The 21,797-nt window shown below is 68.6% G+C and carries 9 protein-coding genes; all 9 read right to left on the reverse strand.

Annotated elements, in window-relative coordinates; translation table 11 throughout:
* Positions 1-31: 31 nt before the first annotated feature.
* Positions 32-2,149 (reverse strand): DEAD/DEAH box helicase, encoded by a 2,118-nt coding sequence (locus tag O7542_RS19485; protein ID WP_281604991.1) that lies wholly within the window; start codon positions 2,147-2,149, stop codon positions 32-34.
* On the reverse strand, positions 2,146-3,447 hold the full coding sequence (gene brxD / locus O7542_RS19490; RefSeq protein ID WP_043326004.1) for a BREX system ATP-binding protein BrxD: 1,302 nt from the start codon (positions 3,445-3,447) through the stop codon (positions 2,146-2,148). Before brxD ends, O7542_RS19485 begins: the two co-directional genes overlap by 4 nt.
* The gene (gene pglZ, locus O7542_RS19495) at positions 3,444-6,188 is read right to left on the reverse strand and encodes a BREX-2 system phosphatase PglZ (RefSeq protein WP_281604992.1); all 2,745 of its coding nucleotides are present in this window, start codon (positions 6,186-6,188) and stop codon (positions 3,444-3,446) included. The genes brxD and pglZ overlap by 4 nt, the downstream gene beginning before the upstream one ends.
* The gene (locus O7542_RS19500) at positions 6,185-9,973 is read right to left on the reverse strand and encodes a phage resistance protein (protein WP_043326008.1); all 3,789 of its coding nucleotides are present in this window, start codon (positions 9,971-9,973) and stop codon (positions 6,185-6,187) included. The genes pglZ and O7542_RS19500 overlap by 4 nt, the downstream gene beginning before the upstream one ends.
* 228 nt (positions 9,974-10,201) lie before the next feature.
* Positions 10,202-11,674, reverse strand: a complete 1,473-nt coding sequence (locus tag O7542_RS19505) for an HNH endonuclease (RefSeq protein WP_281604993.1) — start codon at positions 11,672-11,674, stop codon at positions 10,202-10,204.
* Positions 11,675-11,676: 2 nt separating this feature from the next.
* Complete coding sequence (locus tag O7542_RS19510) at positions 11,677-11,850, reverse strand: hypothetical protein (protein WP_157560782.1); 174 nt, start codon at positions 11,848-11,850, stop codon at positions 11,677-11,679.
* Between the two features lie 13 nt (positions 11,851-11,863).
* A complete protein-coding gene (pglX, locus tag O7542_RS19515; RefSeq protein ID WP_281604994.1) occupies positions 11,864-15,385 on the reverse strand; it encodes a BREX-2 system adenine-specific DNA-methyltransferase PglX in 3,522 nt (1,173 codons plus the stop codon).
* Positions 15,382-19,491: a BREX system serine/threonine kinase PglW gene (pglW, locus tag O7542_RS19520; protein WP_281604995.1), complete on the reverse strand. Its 4,110-nt coding sequence runs from the start codon at positions 19,489-19,491 to the stop codon at positions 15,382-15,384. Before pglW ends, pglX begins: the two co-directional genes overlap by 4 nt.
* 120 nt (positions 19,492-19,611) lie before the next feature.
* Positions 19,612-21,630, reverse strand: a complete 2,019-nt coding sequence (locus tag O7542_RS19525; protein ID WP_281604996.1) for a DUF2075 domain-containing protein — start codon at positions 21,628-21,630, stop codon at positions 19,612-19,614.
* Positions 21,631-21,797: the final 167 nt, after the last annotated feature.

Here is a 21,797-nt window from a genome sequence, read left to right on the forward strand (position 1 = left end):
TTAACGCCTCCGGTAGAGGAGGGGGCCCTTATTAACACCCGACGTCCGTGAAGCGAACCGGTTCGGCCAGTACGGCTGCCGCCGCATCCAGGTCGGCGAGGCGTGCCGCCAAGGTCGCGACGGCGAGCCGCTCGGGTAGGGCTGCGCCGAATTTGAGGCCGGCGACAGCCCGCCTGTCGATGTCGGGAAGACACAACCGCTGACCGGCGTCCGTCACCAGGGCTCGCCACTGGGCCCTTGTCACATCCCGGCGGAGGCGGATGGCACAGTCGTCGAAACGCTGCGAGGGGTCGACCACCTCACTGAGCGTGGCGGCCAGCGTAGCGTTGCCCCGTAGACCCGCCCAGGTCCACCAGTGCAGATCTCCGCGAGAACGCACCACACAGGTGCCGCCTGGGTGTACTTGGGACGAACGCTCCTCACGGATCGCCGCGAGCCGGTTCGAGGCCCGCGTGGTCAATCGCACCGGCGGGTCCTTCCCGAGCAGTACCTGCCGCATGGCTTGAGTCACCGGAAAGCTCGACCCGAGCCAACCCTGCGACGTCCACCGGGCCCGGCCGCCGCCGTCCGCGGGTTCCACGAAGCAGCGCCGCCGTCGCCAGTCGACGTAGTTGACCCGCCAGCTCCGGCCGCCCAGCAGCAGTCGGCGGTCTCCCCGCACCTCCTCGGTGAGCAGGCTCGGGTCGATTCGCCCCAGCTCCTGCCGCCCGTGCAGGACGGTGAACTCCGGCGGACCGGTGAATACAGCGGTCAGCTCCATGAAGTGCCGCCGGCCGAACCGCTGTTCTGCCTGCAGGCCGATGAACAGCAGCCCGCCGTCGCTGTCGAGGTAGCCCTGGTCCGTCAGATGGCGCATGACCGGCTCGGCGCTCCGGTCGAACGGGGGCAAGCCGTTCCACGCCTGCGCCCAGAGCCGGTCTCCGACGCGGCCTTCCTGCAGACAGAGCGCGAGCATCTGCTGGGCGACGATATGGCGAGGTTCAGGCGGGGGGAGGACGGGCTCCACCCAGCCTTCGCCCCACAGCGACAGCAGAGCGGCGGCCCTGGTCAGCTCCATCGCGCTGCGGCAGAGGAAGAGGCAGTTGCGCGAACTGCCCGGTCTGCGCCCACTGCGACCGAGCCGCTGCAGGAATGACGCGACGGTCGTCGGAGAGTCGATCTGGATCACCCGATCCAGGTCACCCACGTCGATACCGAGTTCCAGCGTGCTGGTGGACACGATGACACAATCCCGGGCCTCGGCGAATGCGTGCTCTGCCCGGCGTCGCTCGTCGAGTGAGAGCGAGGCGTGGGACAGGAAGGTGGTGACGCCGCGCTCGCGGAGCAGCTGTGCCAGTTCCTCGACCGTCTGCCGGGACTCGCAGAAGACCAGCCGCTTCTCCCCCCGGTGCAGGGCGGCGATGACAACGGCCGCGTTGGCCAGCGATCCCACGTAGTCGAGTTCGACCTCACCTGGTGGAGGCCCACCAACGGGACGAACGTCGGTGACCTGGCCGGGGGCGACGACGGTGCCCGGACGGCTGCCCGCTCCCGGCCCCTGCAGCCAGGTGAGAAGCTGTTCCGGGTTGCCCACGGTGGCGGAGAGTCCGACCCGCTGCAGAGGCCGGCCGGTCACCCGCACCAGTCTTTCGAGCAGTGCCAGCAGGTGCCAGCCACGGTCGTCGCCGGCGAAGGCATGCACCTCGTCCACCACCACCGCACGCACCCCGGCCAGGAAGAGCCTGTGGTCCACGTTAGCGCTGACCAGCATGGACTCGATCGATTCGGGTGTGGTCAGCAGAATGTCAGGGTGTTGCCACAATGCTCGGCGACGAGCCGTCGCGCTCACATCACCGTGCCAGAGTGCAACGGTGCGCCCCAGCCAACCGGCGTACCGTTCCAGTCGCGGATGCAGGTTGTTGAGCAGCGCTTTCAGTGGGCACAGGTAGAGCAGCGAGGTGCCGCTCCAACGCTCGCCCGCCATGCGGGTGAGCAGCGGGAAGATCGCAGCTTCGGTCTTGCCTCCGGCCGTCGCGGCGAGCAGCAGCGCGTCGTCGCCGCGCGCCACCGGCGCGAGGGCGGCACGCTGCAGCGGACGTAGGTCCGGCCAGCCGAGGCTGTTGACCACGTGATGCAACAGCACCGGGTCCAGCGGGACGCCCTCGCTCACATCGACAGCTCGACGTCGTCGGCCGCGACCACGTTCCGCTCGACGTCGGTCAACTCATCGGGCCGCAGGGTCAGTCCGTAGTGCTGGCGCGGGTCCCAGTCGGGGAACTGGTCGACGCGGTCGAAGACGTCCGCGACGAGCTTCTTGAGATAGACCCGGGGTGCCACCCCGACCTGGCCACCCAGCCGTCCGGCTACCGCGCGGGCAAGTTCGCCGAGGTAATCATCGTCGACGCGCGCGGAAACCCGATCACCACCGTAGATGTCCCGCACTCGCACGCCGAGGTGAACCAGGGAGTCCTCGGTGAAGCCGGGGAGCCGGAGCTGCGTGGCGCGGGGATTGTCCCAACGGTGTTCCGGGCCGAAGTCGGTGGCGAGTCGTTGAGCAAGCGGGGCGAGCCGCTGGACGCCCTGCGGGCCGTCAAAAAACGCCGGTGTGCCAGTGATCATCAGGAAGAGCCCGGGGAATCGGCCAGCGTAGATGTCGTCGACGAGTTGCCGCAAGGCGTTGAGTGCCTTGTCCCGTGCATCCGCGCGAACCCGCTGCAGCGTCTCGACCTCATCGAGTACCAGAAGCAGACCAGGGTGGCCGCTGTCGCGCAGCACGGCCAGCAGGCCACGTAGGAAGTTGAGCGCACCGAAGTGGTCAAGATCGCCCTTCACCCCAGCGACTCGCCGGGTGGCCGCAGCGACGTGCGGCTGGCCGCCCAACCAGGCGGCGAGACCACCCGCAGTGACATCGTCGCCGTCCGCGAGCGCGGTGCGGTAGCCGCGCAGTGCCGCCGCGAACGCGGGGGTGCTCCGCGAGATGTCCGCCAAGCGGCTTTCGAGCAGCGCACCTACCGCGCGGTCGAGCGCTTCGGCGTCCGCCTCGGTAGCCGTGCCGGCCGCCAAGACATCTTCCTCCAAGGCGAAGATCCAGTTGTCGAGTACGGGCCGCAGCGCGCTCGGTGTGAACTGTTCGGTGGACAACTGCTCGACGAGTCGCCGGTAGACCGTCTCCATCCGGTGCAGCGGCGTCTCGAGTTCGGAGATCTGCACTTCGGCCACCGCGAAGCCGCGCCGTTTCGCCCGTTCGCCGAGCCACCGGGTGAAGAAGGTCTTCCCGGCCCCGTACTCACCGCGGACCGCCTTGAACACGCTGCCCGCACCGGCCACCCGGTCCAGGTCCTCGTCGAGGGCTGCCGTGAACCGGTCCAGACCGACCGCGAGCGCGTCCAGGCCATTGGCCGGCACTACGCCCCGGCGCAGCGCGTCGATGATGTCCCGTCGGCGGCGGGCGCTGACCTCGACCGTCATGAGGGCCCCAGCACAAACTGCTCGATCATCAGGGGGATATCCAGTTTCGCGGTCCGTCCGTCCGGGTCAAGGCTGAGCACCGGATAGCCCTCGACCTGCAACAGCCGCCGGAGCGCGGTGAAGGTGGCGGAGATGCGGTGCACCGGCACCTCCGCCCGGGTGGCAAGCGTCTCCAGCGTCGCTCGGCCGTTGCCGGCGAGCAGCGCGGTGACCATCGCAGCCACCCGCTCGTCGGGGACGGGTGCCCGACTTCCCCGCCGGTCGGCGTAGACCGGGCTGGCGAGCAGCGCCTCGACGAGCGCGGACGATGGGTCGATCGGGGCCGGCGGACCGGCGGGCGGGGGCAGGACCGCCGCCACCGGCGCCTGGGGCGGCACATCGAACAGGCTCTCGTCCTGAACCGCCGCACGGGGACGGCGGGTCGGACGGGCCGCCGCCGTGCGAGGGACGGGCAGTGCGGGCTGCTCCTCGGGTGCGGTCTGCCGAACCGGTTCCCGCCACCAGTCCGGGCTGGCGACCGGCGCTCCCGACCATCCGGGGACGGCCTCATCGTCACCGGAGGCGAAGAGCAGCAGTGGGATGACCGCCTCGGCCGGGCTCGCGCCCCCGTGGTAGCCGGCCTTGCGGGGGCCGTACCGCAGTTCCTCCCTCCAGGGCAGAATCAGGTCGCCCCCACCGAGCGCCACCCGGCTGCCGCGGAAGCGCAGCTCACCGTCGGCCGGCTCACCAGTGGCGGGACGCCATCGGTTCTCACTGCTCTCCGCCCGGCACAGCAGGGCCTCGGAGCCGCGGTCGACGACGTGCCCGTGGTCGGAAACCAGCACCACTACCCGGTCCTGGGCGACAGCAATCAGGTCACGCAGTCCTCTGACCGTGTCAGCGCTCCACTCGACGGTACCCGGGTCGCTGCGGTCGAGCGCATCGTCGATGGTGTTGATGACGGCGGCGACCAGTGGCACCGCCGGATTTTCGATCGCCGCGGCGACCTCACGGTCGACGGCGACACCGGCCGACGTACGCAAATCGGCCTTGTGCAGCAGCACCCCGTCCGGGAACCGGGCCGCGAAGCCCTTCACCTCGTCGTTGCGGTCACCGACCCTGATCATGCCGCTGAACAGGCTGCACCGGTTGACGGCGGTGACCGTCGGCAGCGCGGCGAGGACGCCGGTGCGCTGCCCGCCGTGCGGGGTGAGTTCGGTCCAGGCGCCGCTACGCCCCAGTGACTCGGCGATCTCGATACCCGCCGCCGCTCCCATACCATCGAGAAGCAGCAGCAGAACGCGCCGGCCGTGGTCCAGGATCGGCTGGACCACTCGGTCCAGCAGGTCCTCCACGCGCAACAGGGCACCGGGGTCACGCTCCGCGCCGGTGGTGTCCTGCAACAGCTCGGCAAACTCACGGTCGTGACGGGACCTGCGGGCGTGTACTGCCTGGTGCAGGATCCGGTACGCCTCGGCAACCTGCTGATCCACGTCACCGTCGAACACGTCAAGCCGTGCCCGGTCGACCCAGCCGTCCTCGCGGATCTGCCGGTGCACGGCGTCGAGCATGGTGGCGGGCGACGCCTGATCGGGTGTGGCCAACCAGCGCAGGAGCCGAACCGCCATCCGGGCGGTCTCCACCCGTGCCCGGTCCGCCGACCGGTGGGCTTCCACCTCGGCCAGCCGATCCTGCGCCCGTTCGATCAGGTCAGCGGCGGGCGCGGCACCTCCGGCAACCGGCAGTGCCAGCCGTACCGCGGCGCCGAAGGCGCGCATCCGCTGGGTGAAGCCGGCCGGCAACAGGGCGGAAGCGGCGAGCCGGCCGGCCACTCCGATCTCCCCGGCGACCTCCTCGGCCCGGCGCAGCAGCCGGTGCGCGTCGTGCCGGACCGCCTCGTCGTCGAGAGCCCGGTAGATCCACGCCTCGGCGGCATCGGTGAACGCCCATGCCTGCGTTTCGGTGAGCCGGGTACCGGCGAAACGCGGCTCCAGCCGGGTCCGGGCCACCGCGAGTTCGACATCCGACGCCTGCGCGGAGTCACGCGGCCAGAGCACGCCGGTCAGCAGGCCCAGCGGGATGGCATCGACCCCTTGCCCGGCGCGCACGGCCGCCAGCACCGGTACGGCGACCGGACCGGCAACGTCGACCATGAACGTGCCGAGCCCGTCGATCCATTCGGCCGGCAGTTCGCTGAGGCGCATCTGCGCCGCAGCGTCGGTGCTCCAGTGCAGCAGTCCCGCGGCGTCCAGCCCGTCGGGTTCGAGTCCGAGTACCGTCCCGGCGAGGTGCCTCAACGCGTGGTCGCGGGTCAGGATGGTTCCCGTCGGCGGCGGCCAGCCCTCGGCCGGCGCCAGTTCGGTGAGCGCGTCGGCAACCCAGCGACCGATGCGCACCAGCGTCGAGTCCGGTCGCACCTGGCCACCGAACGCCTGGCTGACCAGGTCCCAGGGATCCACGCTGCGTCCGGTCTGAAGGCTGACGTGCGCCAGCAGCCCGTCACCCAGCTCGCTGTCGGTGAGGTCGGTGAGCAGGACGAGCTTCTCCTGCGCCGACCGGTCCGCCAGGGCAGCACGCGCCGCCAGAGGCGTCGGGCAGGGCACCACCCGCACGGTTCTGCCACCCACGGTCAGCACGGGCTCATCGGTCCAGTACGGCCGGGCCAGCAGCACGATGGCGTCGGCGTCGTCCCGCTCGGCGAGCCACGCCTCCACCTTTCGCCGCACCGCAGCCGGACGGACGGCGGCCCTTGGCACGCTCATACCTGCTGCTCCGGAAGGACGACCCGCCAGACGATCGAAACCGGACGTCCGGCGGAAACCACCGCTCGAATCCCAAGGACAACTTCCTCCAGCGCATCCAGGTCGTGGACTGTCGTCTCCCCGGGGACCGCCGGTGTCGGCTCGACGGGCGTGTTGCTGCCGTTCCCTCGCTGTCGGGGGATCAACGGCTGGACGACGTCCGGCCCTGAATCGACGACCGGGTCATGGTTCCCTCGTGCGACGCCCTTCCCCGGAGGGGGCGGGGGCGGCGGGGTCACCGGTCGCTGTGCCGCGAGCATCTCGACCGACGCTTCGACAGCTCGTCGCACCGCCTCGGCCAGATCCGTACCGTGCTGCTCGTCACGCCCCGCGGCGTGCAACTGGTCCATGATGCTTCGGGCGCGCGGGTCGTCCTGCGCCGCTGACAGCCGGCTGATCGCGTCGATCACCGACCACTGCGCGTCGGTCAGCGCGTCGGTGAGTTCCTGCGCCCGCTTGAACACCTGGCTCGCGGCGTGGCCGTCCACACCGCCGAGGCGCCGCTCGCCCTCGGCAACCACGGCGACGAGCACCACGTCGTCGGGTTCCTGGGCGACCTCGGTGAGTAGCTGCGCGACCCGCCGTGCGGTGGCCAGGCGACCGCACTCGGCGAGCGGGTCGAGTCCGAGACGCGTCGCGTTCGACTCCAGCTTCTCCACGAGCTGACCGGCGGGCCGTGCATACCGGGTGGCGACCTGACGCATGGTGCCGGCCAGAGTGCCGAGGTTGGCAGGGTTGCGAAACCGAGGCAGCACCTCGCCGAAGAAGGGCTGGCCGAAACTCACCGCCGCCTTCCAGGTCTCGTCGTCCGGCATCGGCGGGTGGCGCAGCTCGAAACGGTCCTCCACGCCGTTGACCGCCGCTACGCTGATCTTGCCCCCGGTGTCGTACCAGCTGAGCTGCTGCTCGAACGCGAAGACCGCAATGATCAGATTCTGCAGCTCGCGATCGAAGCCGCGGGCCTTGGGCAGGTCGAGCAGCTTGCGCAGCGCGTGTACCGGCCAGCGGTCCCGGTAGTCCTGCCGGGCCGCCTCCTGCAGCAGGTGCCGGCTCCAGAAGCAGGTGCTGATGTCGAGAACGTAACGGTGGTCGACCACCTCACCGAGCTGCAGCGGGTTGCAGATTCGGCGCAGCGTCTTCTGGTCGGCCGGGGAGTCGATGGAGACGCCGTGGGTGGGGTCCGCCGCCGCCCTCTTGGCGTACTCGAACACCTTCGCCAGGTCGGCACGAGCCAAAGGCTTCTCGTCGACGGGCAGCGCCGGGCTGCCCGGGTACGACCAGTCCAGCAGCTCGCCGGTGAGGTTGCGGAACGCGTCGGCGAGCGTGCCGCCTCTCGGGTCGCCGATGCGCAGCCCATCGGCCAGGGTGTGCAGCACGCCGACGCTGTCCGGGTGCACGTCGGAGGGTTGCGGACTCGCGGCCCCGTACGCCTGCTTGAGCGCGGTGATCAGGCCGTCGCGGAGCTGGGTCTGGCGCTGCAGCAGGTAGACCCGGCCCTGCTGCCGGTCGGCCTGGGGCCAGTCGGCGGCAAGTGTGTTGAGCCGCTCCCCCGCGCCGCCCACGCCGAGCAGGTAGTTGATTTTCGCGAGCTGGGCGACCCGGCTCATCATGTCGTCGGTCAGGTACAGCGGCAGCCAGAACACGGTGTTGGAACCCCGGGGCAGCTCGTCGATCCGAGCTCGGTCCGCGTTCCGGGGAAAGTCCTGCGGATCGAACGGATAGTCGATGACGATCCGCCAGGACTCGCCAGGAGCGATCAGGGCGGCGACCGGCATGGTGAGCGGGTCGCGGACGTTGCCGAACTTGACCTGTACGACGTGCCGCCGCCCCCGCCACTCGCGGGGGTGCTGCAACTCGCCGTGGCTCCCCTCGGTGCCGGTCAGGCCCATCTCCGCACTGATCAGCTCGCGGAGCAACTGCTGCCGTACGCCCGCCGAGGTCTCGTTGTGCGGCACCAGGTCCAGCAGCTTGTCGAAGTCGACGGTGTGCAGCTTGAGCGACACGACCGGGTCGTGGTCGTCGGTGAGGTGCAGCTCGCCGGCGTCCTGCGAGATCTTTCGCAGCCGGGTGAGCACCATGGTGTTCTCGTAACCGGGGATCGGCGAGGCGATTGATCCGAAGTTGAGCGCGTGCAGCTTGGCCGCGGTCAGGTTGTGCAGCGCCGGCACCTCGGGCACCAACGCGCCGAGCAGGACGGTCTTGACCAGCTTGTCGTCGAGCTGGAACTGGGTGTGTGTCGCTGCCCGTTCTTCGTCGATGCCGTTGAGGGTGAGCAGTAGCGGCCGCAGCTTACGCAGATAGAGGTTGCGGGCGGCGTCGAACTGCTGACGTAGCTTCGGCCGATCGGGCAGTTCGCCGTGCAGCACCAGCGGGTCGAAAAGCGCGGCGACCCCGATCAGGTCGTTGACCTTCAGCGTGTCCCGCCGCTCGACCAGCAGCTCGGTCATCACCTTCAGCGCGGTGCGCTCACGCTGCAACGCCTGCGACAGCGCGACCAGGGTGGCGACCAGAGCCGGCGAGAACGGGTAGAGCTGGCGGAAGGCGGTGGCGTCGGACCCGATGCCGGCGTCGCCGTACTGTGCGCCGAGCAGCAGGATGTCCCACACCTCGCGGTTGTGCCGGACGGCGGCGAACGCATTGTCGATGACCGCCCGCGCCGCCTCGTCGTTGGGGTGCAGCAGGCGCTTCTCGGTGATCTCCGGCAGGTTCGTGTCGGCGAGGACGATCTCCCCGAGCCGGCCCTGGACGCTGCGCATCACGTGTGCCAGTGCTTCCCGCTCGGTGCCGCCGACCTGCGGGCCGAGGAACTCCTCCAGGTTGCGCTGCCGGGCAACGAAGGAGATCAGCGGCAGCGGCCGGGCCGCGTCTGCGGACTCGACCAGCTTGTTGAGCTTGGCTCCCTCGGTGTTGACGAACGTGTAGTCGGCGATGCGGCCGGACAGCCAGAGGATCAACTCGTCGAGGAAGAGGACGATCCCGTCGTACCCGAGGGACTTGGCATGCCGGGTGATGACCGCGAGGCCGCTGTCCAGGTCGAGATATTCGGCGCTGTGCACCGCTCCGCTGAAGAACGTCTGGGTGAGCGCACTCACGAGCGCGTCGCGGTCCTTCGTGCCGGGTGGCTGAGCGGCTGCCTCCGCGTACCGCTGCGGGGTCCAGCCCTCGGCCTGAGCCCGCATCGCGGCCAGGCCGAGACCGCCCGCGCCCGGCACGGCGGCGCCACCGCGCAGCGCGGCGAAGAACTTGTCGTCGCCCAGCGTCCGCCGCAGGCCCGCTGCGTTGTCCAACAACGCATCCGACCGGTGTACGGCAGGTACCGGTGCGTCCGGGTGCGCGGCGGTGATCTGGCGTAGGTAGCCCTCGAGAATCGCCTGCTCGACCGAGCGCGCGTCGAGCATGTGCAGCGTCAGCGTGAGGAACTTCCGGCCGGGGAGCCAGGAATCGGCCGCGACCACCGGACCCTCCAGCCCTTTGATCTTCCGGGCGTCGGGGTTGTGCGCCAGGATCTCCCGCAGCACGGCCATGAAGTGCGACTTGCCGGAACCGAACGAGCCGTGCAGGAACATGGCCTGGGAGCGACCGGTCGTGACCGCGTGGCCGATCCGCTGCAACGCGGTAGCGAAGTTGTCGCGAAGCTGGTCGGTGACGACGTACCGGTGAAGGTCGGCGCCCTCAGCCGCCTTCACCACGAAGTCGCCTTCGCCGACGGACGTCGGAATGTCGATCAGGTCGCGCAGCAGCGTCACAGGTGCTCCTCCAAGCCTCCCCACGGTGCCCGACACGCTACCCATCGACCTGATTGCTTGGCAGCGCCCCGATTGGACGCTGTCCATGCTGGATGGGGGAATTCGTCGTGATCCGTCGAACCCGCCCTCCACCGATCGTGGGAGGAACCGCAGATCAGCATGCGTCGTACCGGACCATCAGTAGATGAAAGTAAGTCGGATTCCGGACAGTCGCCTGCGCCTGGGACGTCACTTTGGGAGGCCACAGAATCGGCGATGATGCCGGAGATGAGCTTGGTCTATGTGATGCTGCGGGTGCCGACGTAGCTCACTGATCCGCGAGTCGTCACTCGTCCGTCGCACCGTGAACTTCTCATCAATGTAGAGGGCAAAGAAGTCGAACTGGGTGTGGTGGTTGGGGCAGAGGCAGAGCAGGTTGCTCAGGTCGTCCGTACCGTCGTGCGGCTTGCCCAACCCACGGATGTGCGCCGCCTCGCTGTAGTAGCCGTCCCGGGTCTCCAGCCGGACTCCGCAAATCTGGCACCGATGGCCATGGAGCTGCTTCACGGCTTTCGCATGCCGGCTGCTGCGGACGATGCGGTCGATCGTGACGAGCTGTCTCTCCGCCGGATTACCCGAGCCGGTGGGCGCGAAGAGGTTCGGTTCGAGCGTGCCGGCTGCGGAGTCGTAGCCCGCGAGCCCTACCTGAGCCAGCACCGCGGCGCGGTCGACGTTGGAGGTCAGCGTCCGGGACAGCATCGCCACGGCGCGCCCCCGCATGTCGACGTCGGCCAGCAGCCCGGCGACGTCTGCCGACAAGTCAGATGTGGCGGCGTCCGGAGCGCTCGATGCCCGACCACCGTGGAAGCCGGAGCGGTCGATCTCCCATTCCTGTGCCTGCTTGTGTTCCCACAGCCCGCTGTCGATCAAGGGCAGCAGCGATTGCTTGTCCGCGCCGCCGTGACGTGCGAGGAACGCTTCCAGGGACGTGAGGGTGTCCGCGTGGCTGCTCGGCTCCGCAGCGGCAGCCGTCCGCCCGATCGCCCACAGCATCGCCAGCGGTATGCCAGGCGCCGAGCCGTCGCTGCTCTCGTCGAGCACCTGCCGCAGCACACGGAAGAACTGCTTACGGCCCATCCGCTTTCGCGCGGTCCGACCGTGCGACGAGCCGATGCCGGGCACATTCGGGAGGAAGGACAGGATCGAGTCGTATCCGTCAGCGTCGACAAGCGTGAGACTCCGCAGCGGAAAAGGGAGTCCGAGTTGACGCAGTACGGGCTCGGCCGGCAAGGCATGAGCGAGCTGTTCGATCGCCCCCAGCGCCATGATGTGTTCCCAGGTCTGGCCCTCGTCGTCGGTCTGCCACACCCGCTTCGCGACGGCCTGACTTCGAAAGAGGTGCAGGATGCGGGCGCGGGCGTAGAAGACCTTGTCGGCGTAGAACAGCACGTGGTCGCCGGCATTGCGCTCACGGAGCGCACGCGCCTTGGGGTTGTTGACCTGCTGGGTCGGCGTCGACCCCCATAGGCGAGCGACGCCGTCCGGATAGAGCCGCTGCAGTGCCGGCAGTTCGGGCCCCAGTTCCGCCGCAATCTCGGCGAGCCGTACGCCTCGAATGATGGAGTGTTGGTAGTGCTCCGGGCCGCGCACCCTTGCGCCGCCCCGCAGTTGCAACACCAGTTGCGGTCGGTATCCGGCATCACGTCGTTCACGGTCCCGCACGGCTACTCTCCATCGCCCGGGTTGTCGACGATCGAGCGCGGCACGACAAAGCCATCCGCCTTGCCGCTGCGCGCGACGATGCCTGTTCGGAGCACCTGATCGAGATCCGCTCGCTCCACATTGCGGTAGCCCTCGAAGCCGTCGTACAAACCGCCCAGACTTGCCTGGTTGCTCATGTTCCCGCTCCTGCTACTCGCCGCGATTGCCGGCATGGCCACCAAGCCCTCGCAACGTCAGGAGAGCTGGCCGGTCAGCGCCGAGCTGGGACAGTTCGGTGTCGATGAGGTCGGTGAAGAACTGGGCCGGGATGCCGGGGAAGTCGGGCCGCTCCTCTGTGTGCCACTGGTGCAGCCACGGCTCCAGCTCCGCGATGCCCGCCAGCAACGGCAGCAGGCGTTCCGCCGGCCATGCAGCCTGCAGGTTGCGATCCAGGTAGACGGTCGCCAGCGCCTGGGCCTGGGCGAGGTGGTCCCACCCCGCCCAGCCGAGCAGTTCCGTACCGTCACCGTCGCGACCCGCCTTCGGGTACGAGATGAAGCGCTCCTTCGGCACGTCGAGCTTGCCGCGCGCCCGCCAGTAGGACGTCTTGGCGAAGTCCGCCGACGTGTACTTCGGCGGCACCTTGATGTCCACGTCCTCGCCCGCGTCCTCCAGCCGCTGCTGCGCCCACGTCCGCTCCCACTGCGCGCGCTTGCGCAAGCCGGACGGCTTGTAGCGGTAGGCGGGCAGGAAGGGGACGTGCTCGTCGGCGACCAGCTTCGCCAGCGTCTTCGTCAGGTCGTAGTCGTCGCGGCCGGTCCACAACTCCAGCACCGCGCGGAAGTCGTCGTCGTGGCGTACCCCGTCCGCGAGCTGCGCCACCGACTGCGGTATCGGCCGGTCGCCCCACAGCTCGGGTGCCTCCAACCGGTCGAGCAGCCAGTCACGCAGCGCCTTGGCCTGCATGGCGTCCCAGCCTTCGGTGGCCCACCGCCGCTTGCACTCCGGCCGCTCGATCAACGCGATGTTCCGGTCGGACTCGATCGCCTCGATCCGCCGCTGGACCAGCGCCCGGTAGTCGTCCGGCCAGTGCGCCGGCAGCTCAGTGATCGGCGTCGACCCGTGCCGCGCGAACCACTCGGGCTCGGCCCCCTTTCGAGCCAGCACGATTTCGAACGCCCGCTCCCCCAGCTTAAGTCGCGGCGGCTCGGCGCAGGTCAGGTCGTCGTCACGCAGCCCATAGAGCCGGTAGACCTCCCAGTCCAACTCCTCCTGCAACGCGATCATGCGCGCCCGGGTGTCGTCGTAGTCGGCCTGCGCCGCCGCCAACCGCTCCCGGGTCGGCACCCCGGACCCCGCGACCGCCGCCGGGGTCAGGCCGGCAAGCCGCTGCGCAAGCGAGTCGAGCAGTCGCGCCCGCTCCAACGGGTACGCCGCCGGCAGCGGAAACTCCTGAAGCTTCGTCCCGGTGAACTCATAGAAGTTCTCCCAGGCGATAGTCGTCTGCCTAGCACCACGCTGATCGACTGTGCTGCCCTTGTTATGGCTGACCTGCTTAAGCCAAAAGCAGGCGGTGGAGCTGTTCAACAACCCGAGCAGGCGAAGGTGCTCGTCCTCCGTTGCCCCCTGCGGCAGCTTGAGCACCGGTGCCGTCTGTTTGAACACTTTGCCGCCCCGGTCTAGCACAAATTGGTTATGGGTCGACACGAACGCGAGCGCTATAGAGTGCGGGACCTTGAGTTTAGCCACGGTCAGGCGACCATACTCAGTCCACCGAAGCCCTGCCTCGACTTTGGATTTATTACCAAACATTCTACTATTAGATAGGTGCGCTTTTCCTGGCCACAGGAACCTGAGCAGTCCGCCACTAGGATCAACAGGGCGGAGGTCCTCGTCATAGGGGAATGCCGCAAACTCAGACGCTTGAAGGCCCCAGTCTCGAATATCCTCGCCGACAACCATGGGTCGCGTATATTCGCTAGGCACAGCCCCACGAGCGAAGGTCCCGGCTGGCTGGATATAGAGATCGTCGCCGAGAGTAAAGCTGGTGATACCAGCAGAAGCGATTACGTCGGACAGCGGGGCCGTCCTCACTTTGTCAATATGCGCCATCAGGGCCGGTGATTGACCACCAGAGAGGCTCCACGGATGAGTAGCCAATCTTTGGCGGTCAAGGTCTAGAACAGTAACCCAAGCAGATTCTGAGCCTGGGTTGTCGATCTGTCCGGCAATCGCCTTCCAAACCCGGCCAGAGCTAGGTGGATTTGGCACAGAAGGCTCCCCACGGATCCCCAATACAGCCCGAATCCGCCCACTATAGCGCCTACTTGCTAGTCGATTAAGCCCTACCACGATCACGGTTGGCGTTCCATGCCCCGGAATGTAGGCACCCGACGTATCAATTACTTCAGCCAGATCCACCATTTCACTGAAGAACTGCGTGATGAGATTCCTGCCGAACTCTCTCTTCATAAACCCATTGCCGGTAATCTGACCTACATGTCCCGCATTCATTCCAACTTCATCCCCACGCTTCGCTAACTGAAAGAAGCGTTCAGCGAACGGGACTGTCAAGGCGTACTTTCCCGAGCAGGTTTCGTAGATCTTCCTGTATAAGCGATTTCGAGCAGCATCAGCGACAGTGATGTACGGCGGGTTGCCGACCACCACGGTGTACTGCCCCTCGCGCAGGTAGTCGGCGAGCACGTCGGCGTCCTCAGTGGCGTACGCGAAGGCGTTCTGCCCCTCCAACATCGCGATCAGGTCGCCCTGGTGCCGCGACTTGCGTCCCCACTGCAACAGGGAGTCGCCCGTCGCCACCCGGACCGGCCAGGACGGCGTGCGCTCCAGCGACCGCAGGTCGCACTCCTTCATCGCGGCGATCAGCAGCCGGAACCGGGCGATCGCCACCGCGAACGGGTTGATGTCCACCCCGGTGACCTGGCCGAGCGCCCGCTCCACCAGCACTCGGATATCGGTGGCGGGCTCGCGCTCCCGCCATTTGCGCACCAGCCGACCGAACGCACCCAGCAGGAAGTGCCCCGAGCCGCAGGTCGGATCGATGACCGACGTCTCCGGTAGGCCAAATTCGCGCACCGCCGGCTCGAACGTGCGGTCGAGGATGAACTCCTCGACGAACTCCGGGGTCTGCAACAGCGCGTACGTCTTCTTCGCGTGCGTCGACAGGTCCTGGTAGAGGTCGCCGAGGAAGCGGGTGTTCAGGTCGTCGACGCGTAGCGATACCAGACCCGGCCCGCGCCGGAAGAACTCTGACAGCTTCTCCGCCGCCGCGCCGGAGATGTCGAACCGCCACACCGGGTTGTGCTCGTCGAAGATCTTGCCGGTGGCGCGCAGCCCGCGCAGGTAGGTGAACGCCTCGCGCAGCCAGTGCCGGTCGTTGTGCCGGGGGTTGTCGATCAGGTGCTGCTGGCGGTGCTGCATGGCCCGGCCGGCCGGCGCAACCGGCTCCGGGCCGCCGATCCAGAGCGGCTCGACCAGTTCGTTGTCCTCGCAGAAGCGGACGAACACGCAACCGAGCACCCAGGCCACCGCCGCCTGGTCTAGGACGTCTTCCAGCCAGGTCTCGAACGTCCCCGCCGTACGCCGGGCCTCGGTCGCCTGGGCGTGTTCCTTGCGCAGCGACGACTCCAGTTCGGAGTCCGCGGTGACCCGCCCACGCAGGTCGTCGGTGAGGGCGGTGACCTGGGTTTGCAACGCCTTCAGCGGAATCATCGGGGGGCGGTCCTCTCCAAAATGGGGGTGTCCCACTCGTCCGGCAACCACAGCGACTGGCTGGATGGCGAGGTGAGGGGTAGTTGTTGCCCGTCGAGCAGCACCGGCTCGGTGCGGCGCACCGGCACCAGCAGTAACCGGGCGGCCGGACGGGGACGGGTCGGGTCGGCCAGTTCCTGGACCAGCTGCAACTGCTGGTAGCGGGCTAGCGGCGCGGCCTCCGTGATCAGCACTGGCCGCTCGGTCTCGGCTAGCGCGGTCTGGACCGCCGGCATCACCTCGTGCTGGAAGAGCTCCACAAGGGAGCGAAAGTCAGCGTCCGTCGGCGAGCCGGTATCGGCGGCGACGATCGTCTCCCAGGGAAAGCCGAGCGCACGGAGCCGCTCCAACATGACCGCGGTCACGTCGACCTCGGTGAGGTCGTAGCGGTCCAGCAGGGCCTGGCGGGCGCGGCCCGGTCGTCGGATCGACGTCAGCACCACCAGGAAGCCGCGCCGGTCGATCACCTCGGCGAGCCGCCGCCGGGCCCGGGCGGCGGCGCCCGGCGTCAGGATCGGCCCAACTGTACTGACCGAGCGGGTGCCGGTCAGCGACGAGGTGCGGTCCGGCGGGACGTAACGGCCGGTACTCGCGTCCCAGAACAGCGGGATCTCCCGCAGAAGTTCGTCCAGCTTCGGCCGTGCCGGTAGTTCCTGGGCGCGGGGGAACCGGGCGCGCACTCTGGCGCGTACCGTCTCGGGGTCGAGCTTCTGACCCACGAGCGCGCCGGCGGCCAGACGGAGCGCACGCTCGGCGGTCATCCGTTCCGCCGGGTAGAGCTGGCCCTGCGCGTTGACGGCGGCCTCGCCGCCGCTACCGGCGGCGGCGAGCTGGAGCAGCCGGGCCTCGTTCAGCGGCTGCATCCCGGCCGGCGGCGTCTCCAGCGCACGCAGCTCCTCCACCGCACGGCTGCGGCTGGGCAACGGGTCCGCGCCGGCCAGGGCCGCCGCCCGGCGGCCCAGACGGGTCACGTATCCGAGCAGGTCGTCGGCCGTGCGCTCGGTGCCGGGGTCGTCCGGCTCCCGGCCGATCAGGACGGTGTCGCCGCCGCGCAGTCGCTGCATCGCCAGCCGCGCGTCGCCGCCCCGGGCCAGCTCGGTCTCCACCGCGGCGCGCACCAGGCCGATGGCCTGCGCGGTGCGCTTCGGCTCGGCCGTGTAGGAGCCGCGGGTGACGTTCAACGCCTCGGCGATCTCCTCGCTGGAGGCCACCCCACCCCGCGCGTCCAGCAACGCCACGATCTCGTCGCCGATCAGGCCGAGGGCCGGGTTGGGCTGCCAGTCGCGGGTGAGGACCCGCCGCAGCAGGATGGAGATCTGCGGCTGTTGCTTGCCGACGACCCGCGCCACGTCCGCCTGGGACGGCCAGCGCAGGTAGTGACCCTTCTCGTCGGCGGCCTGCCCGAGGAGCACCTGCACGGCCGTGCGGTGCCACGAGGTCCGACCGGTCTCGGGCGGGAGCAACGTGGCACAGAGCGCCTCGACGTGCTGCGCGTCCGGGCTGGCGGGAGACGGCGGCGCGTCGGTGGCGAGCAGGTCGCGCAGTTCCCGGCTGCGGGCCAGGATCTCCTTGCGGGTGGCGTCCGGCACGCCCCGGGCGCGGGTCAGCGCGGACGGCTCGGCGTCCAGCAGTTCCCCGACGGTACCGATGCCGAGGCGTTCCAGGGCCGACCGGGCGCGGGCGGTCAACTCGGCCGCTTCCAGCGACGAGTCCCGGCTCAGTGGCGCCGGCCCACCGGTGTCGTCGGTGGGCGGCGTCGGTTCGGGGATCTCCCGGAACACCGCCCGCCACGCGTCGGTCATTTCGTCGAGGGTGTCGAATCGATCCGCCGTGTCCCGGGCCAGTGCCTTGGCGAAGTAGGCGACCAGACGGTCCGCGACCGAGGGGTCGAACGCCGCCGGATCGAGGGTCACCTCGTCGCTGATCGCGGCCGGGTTCGCGCCGTTGCCCCAGCGGGGCAGCGTCCCGGTGGCCATCTCGTAGAGCGTCACGGCGACGGCGAACCGCTCGGCGGCGGCGTCGTAACGCAGCCGGCGCGGCGGGCCGAGGAACGGGTCGAGGTAGGCGGTGGTGCCGGCGGTGAGCTGGTCGGCCGGGACCGCAGCCAGCGAGAAGTCGAAGATGCACAGGTGCGGTTGCTTGTCCTTTGGACGGGGGCGGGATGCCAGGTTCGCCGGTTTGATGTCCCGGTGCCACACGCCCTGCCCGTCCAGGAAGGCGACGATCTCCAGCAGGTCCCGGCCGTACCGCTCCAGCAGGTCCAGCGCCAGTCGACCGCCGCGCAGGTCCTCGGCCAGCGTGCGTTCACCGGCGTTCTCCAGCAGCAGCGCGGTCCGGCCGCCGACCTTGACCGGGCCACGCACCAGCGCGGCAACTCGCGAGTCCCGCAGCTTGTCCACGGCGCGGGCCTCGGCCGCGAAGCGCTCCGCGTACTGCTCGTCCCGGGCGACCTTCAGCACCACCGGCCGCCGGTCCGACCCGGCGTCCTCGGTCACCAGCAGGGCGACCGCCGTGGAGCCGCTGCCCAGCCGACCGAGCACCGTCAGCCCGCCGTCGAGTACGTCACCGCGGTGGGCGCGCAACGGATCCACCACCGGCTCCGGCTCGGGCGCGGTCAGTTCCTCCCAGACCAGTTCCAGGCCGGCGAGAAAGTCAGTGACCCGCCGCATCCGCGACCCCGGGTCGCCTTGGGTGGCGTCGTAGACGATTTCGACAAGCGCCTTGGGCATGCCGTCGGCGACCGCGTCCAGCCGCAGTCCACCGCCGGCCACCGCCGCGACAAGTTCCTCCGCCGACGCCGCCGGCTCCACGCCCGTGAAGATCCGGTACGCCAGCGCCCCGAGCGAGAACATGTCGAGCTGATGGCCTGGCAGGTCGTCCAGGGTTGCTGCCTCAGGTGCCTGGTAGCGCCGGACCGAGTCGTCGAAGAAGAGCTCCAGCGAGGCCGGGTCCGTGGGCGAGCCGAGGGAAGTCATCCGAGTGCCGGGCAGCCGCCCACCGGTCTGCCAGTCGGTGACCACCAAGGTGGGACGGGCGCTGTCCGGGTCACACACGTAGACCGCGCGGGGATTCAGCGAACGGTGTGACAGCCGACGCGAGTGGGCGTGCCCCACAATCTCGGCGAGATCCTGCACCAGTTGCAGTCGCTGGGCCAGTTGGAGCCGGCCGTCCCGCTCGGCCAGCCACTGGTCGAGTCGCTGCCACTCGGGCCGGTGGTCGAAAACCACCGCCGGCCCCCAGGGGTGGTCGACCAGGTCCAGCGCGCGGGCGATGCCCGGATGGTGGATGCCCTGTAATAGGCGGAACTCGCGTTCGGCGGCCCGCCGGATGGCGGGCACGTCCTCCTCCGCCGCGCGGCTGGTCAGGTAGAACCGCACCCGCCGTAGCAGCGAGGTGTCCACGGTGTGGTCGGCGAGGAAGTCCTGCCAGCCGATGCCCTCGGCGAAGGGCCGCTGGTGCAGCATGAGCTGGTTGACCCGCCGCTCGGCCACCGACGGCCGGATCTTGGCGCCGCGTACCAGCTCGACGATCTGCCGGGCACGTACCGCGTCGACGAGATGGCGAGAATCCGCCGGCGGCGCCAGCAGCATCTGCTTGAGGCTGGGCAGTTGGCTGTTGTTGTCGTCCAGCCCGTAGACGTGTTGACGCCCGATGTCGTCCAGCTCGCAGCGCATGTTGCGGGCGTGCAGGAAGACTGCCGCGTTCACGAAGGGGATCCGGGCGCCGGGCGGGGCGTACTGGCCGATGACGCTGCGCAGCCGCTTGGCTTTGCGGTTGGTCAAGATCAGTGGACTGTCCACGTGGGATCGGCCATGCCGCCACCGCTGGCCATCGCCCGAGATCCGGCCCTGCCAGTGCTTGAGTTCGAGCACGTAGAGGCCACTGCGGGTGAGCACCAGGGCGTCGATCTCGTTGATGGAGCCATCGGTGCCGACGAACTCGACGTTGGCCCAGACGTGATACGGCTCGGCGTCCGGCAGATACGAAGCCAAATCCCGAAGGCCGTCCTGTTCATGCAGGTAGGCAGTGGGATTGATCTGTTGCCAGCGCGGCGAGTCCTCACGCATGACGCACCAAGCGAATCTGCGCAGTCATGACGGCCACTCCCCACGTATTCAACTGTGTTGGATCCGGTGCACGGTACCGGCCGTCGAACAGCGACAAAGTCGAATATCCGACACTTTTTCTCATCCCGCGCCGTGAGACCCACTGGTGCCCGTACTCGGGGCGCTCAGGTTCTGCCCGGACGACCGATCCGGTACGGAGGAAGTCTCGTCGGCGGGCGCTCCGATCCGCTGTACCCCTTCGGCCACGAGCGCTCGCGGCACCTGCGCGGCAGGCACCAGTGAGGCCAGGAATCGCTGAGTCTCCGGGTCTACCGAGTAGATCAGCGTCCCCCGCATCCCGCGTGTGAGCAGGACCTTGTATGTGTTACGGATGAGCCGATCGGCATCCCTTGCCGCGACTCGCCGCCGCCGGTCGAAGATGGCGCTGTCATGTGACTCCGACGGTTGACTGATCAGCCTGCCGTTCCGGAACACCAGATCCGGGCCGAGAATGACACCCGACCAGTCGTACTCAAAACCTTGTGCTGTGTAGATGCATCCCACCTGTTCGAAGCCGGCCCGGTCGATGGCCCAGAAGGAACTCGACGGAATGCCCCGGGGCGGATGCTTGCCGGCCGCGTTCCACGGCTTCGACCAGGCTCCGATGCGAATATCCTGGACGAGGTCCCGACCCCGCGGCTCTTCGGTCCACGGCCAGCAGAAACCGGCCGAGATGCGCGCCGACGCCTTCCGGTTGTGGGTACGGCGTAGCAACATCTCCATTTGACTCGGTGAGGCGGCAAGGGCAAGCCGGAAGGAGTCGTCCCCGCTCCAACGGTACGGACGACCTTCGGCAAGGCCCAGCAGGTGCCGCACCCATCGTTCGTAACGTGGGCTGCCACCACACCGAAACTGGGCCCCGAGATGAACGAAGTCGACCTCAAGGTCCAGCCGCTCCGCCGCGTCACGAATCATCGCAACGCTGCCCACCTCGTTTGGCCGCACCACCTGATCGTCGTCGAGCAGGAAGACGGGCACCTTTGCCACTTCGATGAGTTCCCGGACCTGCGGCTTTCGTCCTCGGCGGCTGCCACGAGAGGACTGGGCGCGGATCCGATGCGCCTCGTCGCAGATCAACACGTCCAGGCTGTCGGCCGGCTCATCCATGAAGTCCATGAAGTAGTGGAACAGCGCTGCGGTGCGCTGGTCGGGGCTGCGCGGCTGGCTCCTGGCGTACCGCCGCAGACTCTCCCGGAACGCCTTGGACCCGGTCGCGTGGGCAACCGATCGACCTTCCCGTGCCAGGTCGGTGAGTAGCGTCAAGGCGATGGCGCTCTTACCGCTGCCGGGCCCGCCCGCGACCAGCACCACTCGCTTCCGCCGGCCCTGGTCCGCCCAACGCATGCCGCGCATAGCCAGTTCATAGGCCGCGCGCTGTTCATCGAGCAGGACAAGATGCCGTCGGCTGTCCAGGTCCTCCGCACTGAAGGTGAGGAGTCGTCGACTGGGCTGCACTGTGGCCGTCAGCAACGCTCGTGCGGCCGCCTCGTCCCGCCAGGGAGCGAACCGTCCGCTCAGATAGCGGCGCATCTCCTCGGTACGGTCGCTGGTGAACACCATTCGCCGGTCATTTCGGTCTTCATCATCCTCTTTGATCAGTGCCGGAATGTGCCGCTGCTCCGCGTTGTGCAGGTACGCCAGGCCGTGCACCCGGTCGGGCGACTCGGCGAACATAGGCAGGAAGTCGGTCAGGTATGAGCAGTAGTTCTCAACCTGTACCGCAGGATGGACCTGGGGCTCGGCCATGCCCGGCACCTGCACCAATTTCTCAACTTCGTCGTAGGTGGTCGCAGCGCTCCACTGCTTGAGCTCCACGACGAGGTATGCCGGGCGTCGGGTGAGTGGCTCCATGCCAGCGAGGATGACGTCGATACGCTTGCTGCTACGTGGCAATTGGCACTCCACGAGCAGGTCGAGTGCCCCAAGACCAGCGCCGACGAGCTCCACTGCCAATGCTGGAAGACTCTGCTGCCAGGACGATTGCTCACTGTCTGAAATCCGGAAGCCAGCCCGAGCGAGATGAGCCCTCAGCTGCTCGGCGAGCTGCGCCTCCCTCGCCAGGTCCAGGATCTGCGTGGCGCTGGTCTGAAAGGCGAGCAATTGAGTGGCCCCCAGGCACGAAGATCTCGTGCGGTGGGGGCATGTCCCGGGGGAAGCCCGTCGATCCGCTGAACCGCCCGCCACTCTAGCGGCCTCCTTTGGACAGAGGCCACCCATTCATCAAGGTGCCGCATCCACTCGGCCACATGACACGCCTTCTGGTCGCT

Origin of the sequence: Micromonospora sp. WMMC264 (genome assembly GCF_027497275.1) — a bacterium.
Classification (GTDB): domain Bacteria; phylum Actinomycetota; class Actinomycetes; order Mycobacteriales; family Micromonosporaceae; genus Micromonospora; species Micromonospora chalcea.